Origin of the sequence: Burkholderia sp. Ac-20379, assembly GCF_017104645.1 — a bacterium.
GTDB lineage: Bacteria > Pseudomonadota > Gammaproteobacteria > Burkholderiales > Burkholderiaceae > Burkholderia.
In genome coordinates this window covers 1-5,405 of the sequence record NZ_JAAGPF010000416.1, presented here as the reverse complement: position 1 = coordinate 5,405, position 5,405 = coordinate 1, and the positions used below count along the sequence as shown (strand labels likewise).

Below are 5,405 nucleotides of genomic sequence, written 5' to 3'. Positions count from 1 at the left end.
GGTACACCGGCAGCCGGTCGAGCGCGAGCATGCGGCCCTGCACGCCGGCCAGCGGGCGCAGCCGCAGCCGCAGGCCGGCCCGCGCCGGGCGGTGGCGCGGCGGCACGAGGCCGGCCGCGGCCAGCGCGGCCGGCGTCTCGAAGTAGCGCGCCTCGGTCAGCTCGAGCGGCCACAGCGTCACGTCGTGCGCGCTGCGGTATTCGCAGGCGGTGCGCTCGCCGAAGCCGGTCAGGCTGCGCATCACCGTGTGCCGCGCAACCGCGTGCCCGGCCGGCGGCAGATCCTCGCTCGCGTCGGGATGCAGTTGCACCACCGCCATCGACGGAATCGGCGCGAGGTAATGCGGATAGATCATCTCCAGCAGATGCTGGGTGAACACCGGGTATTGCGCGTCGAGCTTCAGCTGCACGCGCGCGGCCAGGAACGCGAACCCCTCGAGCAGGCGCTCGACGTAAGGGTCCGCGCACTCGAAGCCTTCCATGCCGAGGCGGCCGGCCACCTTCGGGTAGGCGCGCGCGAATTCCGCGCCCATTTCCCGGACGTGCTGCAGTTCGCGGTTGTAGTAACGGAGAAGACGGGGATCCATGACGGTCAGCCGAAGTGTTGCGCGACGCGGAATTCGCCGGTTTCGAGATCGACGTCGGTGCGCAGGTAGAGGCCGAGCGGCATCGGCTGCGCCCACATCTGCGCCTCGATGCGAAAGCTCAGCGAACGGCCGTCCATGCGCGTGTCGTCGGCGTGCACGCGCACCTGCACGGTGTCGGCGATCAGGCGCGGCTCGAAATCGAGCAGCGCGACGCGGATGCGCTCCTGCAGCGTGCCCGAATCGATGCCCGCCAGCGTCGCGCCGGCCAGATCGGGAATGCCGAAATTCAGCACCGAGTTGCGCACGTGATCGAGGCCGTCGAGCGCGTCGAGCCGCTCGCCGTCCCATTGGCGCGTGCAGTTCAGCAACGCGGCGATGTCGCGCGTCACGCATTCGCGCAGCCGCGCGGCGGTGATCACGCGCTGCTCGCGGCTCTCGTCGGGCTCGTGCGGCGCGAGGTCGGTCAGGCGGTCGAGCAGCGAGGGCTGCAGGCGCTCCTGCGGCGTGAGTTCAGCCACCGCGGGGCTCCTGGCGCGCGTCGAACGTGATCGAGCGCACGTCGAGCAGCGAATGCTCGGCACGGTCGGTCGCCAGCATGCGCTGGCCCTGGCCCACGAAGCAGTCGGCATCCTGCTCGACCCACGCGGTGCGCGCGGCGAGCGTCAGCGCGGCCACACTGCAATGCTCGCTGCCCGGATAGCGGCACGGCACGAAGCCGACCGCCTCGCCGCCGGCCTGCCAGCCGATCCGCACCGGCGCCCAGACCTTGTCGCGCAGGTCGCTCGGCGCGTCGAAATCGAGCGAGCGCACCTGCGAGAACGGCACCCACGTGTAGCCGGCCTGGAGGATCACTTCGAGGCACGGGCCGAAACGCGGATCGGCGTCGGCGATCCAGTCGAACGGCTCGCCGTCGATGCGCCCCGCCACCGGCGGCGCGGCGTCGAACGCCTGGTTGCGCAACGCCAGGCCGTCCTTCGTGTGCCCGCTGCAGAGCGCCGCCAGCGATTGCACGAGCGGCACGTGCCAGGGCTCCGCCTCGCCGACCATCGGCGGCAGCGCGCTGCCGGCCATCACGGCCGCGCGCTCGATCTCGCCGCGCAGCGCGGCGCCGTAGGCGCTGGCCATCAGCGCGTTCTGCGGATCGAGTTCATGGGCGACCGCCAGTTGCCGCTCGGCGCGCGCCCATTCGCCGAGCAGGGCCAGCAACTGGAACAGGAACACGCGCAGCCGGGCGTCGGCCGGGCGGCTTCTGACCTCGGCGGACAGCGCGCGCAGCGCTTCGTCCAGCTGCCCGCTGGCGAGCAGCGTTTCGGGGCTGGCGGTGACAGGAAGGGAGCTCACGGCGAAACATTCCTTGGTTGGCGGGGCTGGGAACGGAACCGGGCGCGCGGCCCGGCTCCGGTGCGCATACGGCGATGCGGCTTACTGCTTGGCGACCTGCTGGATGTCGTACGTGAAATCCTTGGTGCCGCCGCTGGCCTTGCCTTCGTCGTCCTGCGGCTGGAACGAATACTTGAACTTGCCGAAGTGCAGCGTGATGTTCTCGGTCAGCCGTTCGTCCGAGCCGGTGCCGCCGGTGGACACCGACGTGATCAGCACGCCCTCGCTCAGTTCGATCGTCACGAAATCGGTCTGCTGGCCGGTGGCGTTGGTCACGTACAGGTAGGCGGTTTCGAGGCGCGCGCCGGTGCAGCAGGCGTTCAGGATCGCGTTCGAGCAGCTGTCGATGTACTTCGTGATGGTGATGTCCTGGATGTTGGCCTTGCCGCCCGACGCGTAGCCCGCGCCGGTGTGCAGGTTGCCGGTGTTGCTGACGCCCCACGACCACGCGATGATCGGCACCTCGTTCTTGTGCTTCGAGTGGTTGGATGCGCCCTGGATCGTGACCGAACCAGAGCCGAATTTCAGGTGCATGTCGAATGCCATAGTTGCCTCTGTGCGTTGCTGATGAGATTGCTCGCCGGTTCGACGAACGATGGGACCGGCGCGTCGCCGCGCCGGCCGGAATGCCGCTTAAGTCGCGCGCCCGGACGGCAGCCGCGACACGAGACGCAGCGACACGGTCAGCCCTTCGAGCTGGTAATGCGGCTTCAGGAAGAACTTCGAGGTGTAGTAGCCGGGGTTGTCCTCCACCTCCTCCACGATCACCTGCGCGGCGGCCAGCGGCTTGCGCGCCTTGGTTTCCTCGCTGGAATTCACCGGGTCGCCGTCCACGTAGTTCATGACCCAGTTCGACAGCCAGTTCTCCATCTGCTCGCGCGTGCTGAACGAGCCGATCTTGTCGCGCACGATGCACTTGAGGTAGTGCGCGAAACGGCAGCACGCGAACATGTACGGCAGCCGCGCGGACAGATTCGAATTCGCGGTGGCGGCCGGATCGTCGTATTCCTCGGGCTTGGCCACCGACTGCGCGCCGATGAACGCGGCCACGTCGGAGTTCTTGCGATGCACGAGCGGCATCAGGCCCATCTTGTCGAGCTCGGCCGAGCGGCGATCGGTGATGGCGATCTCGGTCGGGCATTTCATGTCCACGCCGCCGTCGTCGCTCGGGAACGTGTGCACCGGCAGGTCCTCCACCGCGCCGCCCGATTCCACGCCGCGAATGCGCGTGCACCAGCCGTACAGCTTGAACGAGCGGTTGATGTTGACCGCCATCGAATAGGCCGCGTTCTGCCAGGTGTACTTGGCCGAATCCGCGCCTTCGGTGTCTTCCTCGAAATCGAACTCCTCGACCGGGTCCGTCTTCGCGCCGTACGGCAGACGCGCCAGCGTGCGCGGCATGGTCAGCGCGAGATAGCGCGCGTCGTCCATCTCGCGCAGCGAGCGCCAGCCGGCGTAATCGGGCGTCGTGAAGATCATCGACAGGTCGCGCGGGTTCGCCAGCTCGTTCCAGTTCTCCATGCCGAGCAGCGACGAATCGGCGGCCGCGATGAACGGCGCGTGCGAGGCCGCGGCGATCTGCGAGATGCCGCGCAACAGTTCGATATCCTGAGGACTGTGGTCGAAGTAATAATCGCCGATCAGGCAGCCGTAAGGCTCGCCGCCGAGCTGGCCGTATTCTTCCTCGTACACGCGCTTGAACACGGGGCTCTGATCCCAGGCCACGCCCTTGAAGCGCTTGAGGTTCTTGCCGAGCTCCTTCTTCGAGACGTTCATCACGCGGATCTTCAGCATCGGATCCGTTTCGGAATTCGTCACGAGGTGATGCAGCCCGCGCCACGCGCCTTCCAGCTTCTGGAAATCGGCGTGATGCATGATGCGGTTCAATTGTTCGCTGAGCTTGCGATCAATTTCGGCGACGTAGGCGTTGATGGTTTGCGTCACGTCGTCGGACACGACGTTCGCGTCCTGCAGCACCTGTTCGGCGAGCGTGCGCACCGCGGCTTCCACTTCCTCCTTCGCGCGCTCGTTCTTCGGCTTGAATTCCTTGTTCAGCAGGGCCGCGAAATCGCTGGCGCCGCTCGTCTCGAGCTGCGCGCCGGCCGGGGCGAGTTGTTGCTGGCTGTCCATGTCGCCATCACTCCTGTTCGGGTTCGGTGCCGGCGGGCTTCGGCGCCGCGCTCAGCGATTGCAGCAGCGCCGGATCCTTGAGCGCGCGCTCGATCAGCTTTTCCGCGCCGGCCTTGCCGTCGAGGTAGGTGCCGAGATTGGCCAGTTGCGTGCGCGCCTCCAGCAACTTCGCGAGCGATTCGACCTTGCGCGCCACGGCGGCCGGCGAGAAGTCGTCCATGCTCTCGAACGTGATGTCCACTTCGAGATTGCCCTGGCCCGTCAGCGTGTTCGCCACGTTGAAGTTGACGCGCGGCTTCATCGACTGCATGCGGCTGTCGAAGTTGTCGACGTCCACTTCGAGTGCCTTGCGCTCCTCGATCGGCGGCAGATCGCCGGCGTTCGCGCCGGACAGATCCGACATCACGCCCATCACGAACGGGATCTGGACTTTCTTCTGCGCGCCGTACAGCTCGACGTCGTACTCGATCTGTACGCGCGGCGCCCGATTGCGGGCAATGAATTTCTGACTGCTCTGCCTCGTTGCCATGCGCTGGCTCCTTTCAGGTGCATTGGGTTTCAGGGATTCGACGCGGCCAGCCGGCACACCCCGATCGCGATGGACCCGCGTCGTGCCGCGACCGTCGTCCACGCTCACAGAACAGCGCGGGGTCGCCGTCTATTCCACTTTTTTTCAGCGGTTCGAGCGATGCGGGTCGCGTGCCGGTTCGTGTTTCAGCTTGCGTGAACCAGAACACCCGGCATGCGCGGGATATTCCACGGCGCATGCGTTTCGGCGGGCCGAACGCCGATGGAATAAACCGGCCGGGCCGGCTGTTCAGTCAGTACCCGCGCATCAATCGGGCTCAACCGGGCTCAACCGGGCGCGGATTCACGGCATCGCACGCAATGAAACTTTCAGGAACCTTCGAATGGATGGCAGGAATCGGCGCGCTGCGGCTCGCGCCGCTGGCGCTGCTCGCGGTCGCGCCGCTCGCGCGGGCCGACTGGACGTTCGTGCACGCCGATCCGCAAGGCGCGCCCGTCAGGACGATCCATGCGGCCAGCGTGTATACGGCGCAGGCGGGCCAGCGCTTCGCGCAGGACGACATCGTCGAGACGCCGCCCGGCAGCGCGATCCAGTTGCAGGACGCGAGCGGCAACCTGCTCGCGCTCGGCCCCGGCACGCGCGCGATGCTGACGCGCGACGCGCATGTCGCGCTGCTGCGCGGCTGGATCAAGGTGGTTCGAGCCTGTGACGGGCATCGCTCGGGCTGCGCCGCGCCGGTGGTCGAGACGGCCGGCACGCGCATCGCGCCGGCCGCGGACA

General features: G+C 67.5%; 6 protein-coding genes and 1 pseudogene. 1 reads left to right on the top strand and 6 read right to left on the bottom strand.

Annotated features, from left to right (window positions below; translation table 11 throughout):
- The 6 genes from G3N92_RS30375 to tssB all read right to left on the bottom strand — a co-directional run.
- The coding region (locus G3N92_RS30375) for a type VI secretion system baseplate subunit TssF (protein ID WP_206131249.1) at window positions 1-586 on the bottom strand (586 nt) is incomplete at its 3' end.
- A gap of 5 nt (window positions 587-591) precedes the next feature.
- On the bottom strand, window positions 592-1,104 hold the full coding sequence (gene tssE, locus G3N92_RS30370) for a type VI secretion system baseplate subunit TssE (protein WP_206131248.1): 513 nt from the start codon (window positions 1,102-1,104) through the stop codon (window positions 592-594).
- Entirely contained in the window at window positions 1,097-1,927 is an 831-nt protein-coding gene (locus G3N92_RS30365) for a type VI secretion system accessory protein TagJ (protein WP_206131247.1), read from the bottom strand. The genes tssE and G3N92_RS30365 overlap by 8 nt, the downstream gene beginning before the upstream one ends.
- An 81-nt stretch (window positions 1,928-2,008) precedes the next feature.
- Window positions 2,009-2,500 carry a type VI secretion system tube protein Hcp gene (locus G3N92_RS30360; RefSeq protein WP_241015115.1) on the bottom strand — a complete coding sequence of 164 codons (492 nt, stop codon included), beginning with the start codon at window positions 2,498-2,500 and terminating at the stop codon, window positions 2,009-2,011.
- Window positions 2,501-2,599: 99 nt separating this feature from the next.
- Window positions 2,600-4,096: a type VI secretion system contractile sheath large subunit gene (gene tssC / locus G3N92_RS30355; protein ID WP_206131245.1), complete on the bottom strand. Its 1,497-nt coding sequence runs from the start codon at window positions 4,094-4,096 to the stop codon at window positions 2,600-2,602.
- Between the two features lie 7 nt (window positions 4,097-4,103).
- Window positions 4,104-4,625, bottom strand: a complete 522-nt coding sequence (tssB, locus tag G3N92_RS30350; RefSeq protein WP_206131244.1) for a type VI secretion system contractile sheath small subunit — start codon at window positions 4,623-4,625, stop codon at window positions 4,104-4,106.
- 359 nt (window positions 4,626-4,984) lie between these two features.
- On the opposite strand from tssB, the pseudogene G3N92_RS30345 reads away from it, so the two are divergent.
- Window positions 4,985-5,405, top strand: a pseudogene (locus tag G3N92_RS30345) (hypothetical protein); the annotation flags it as partial.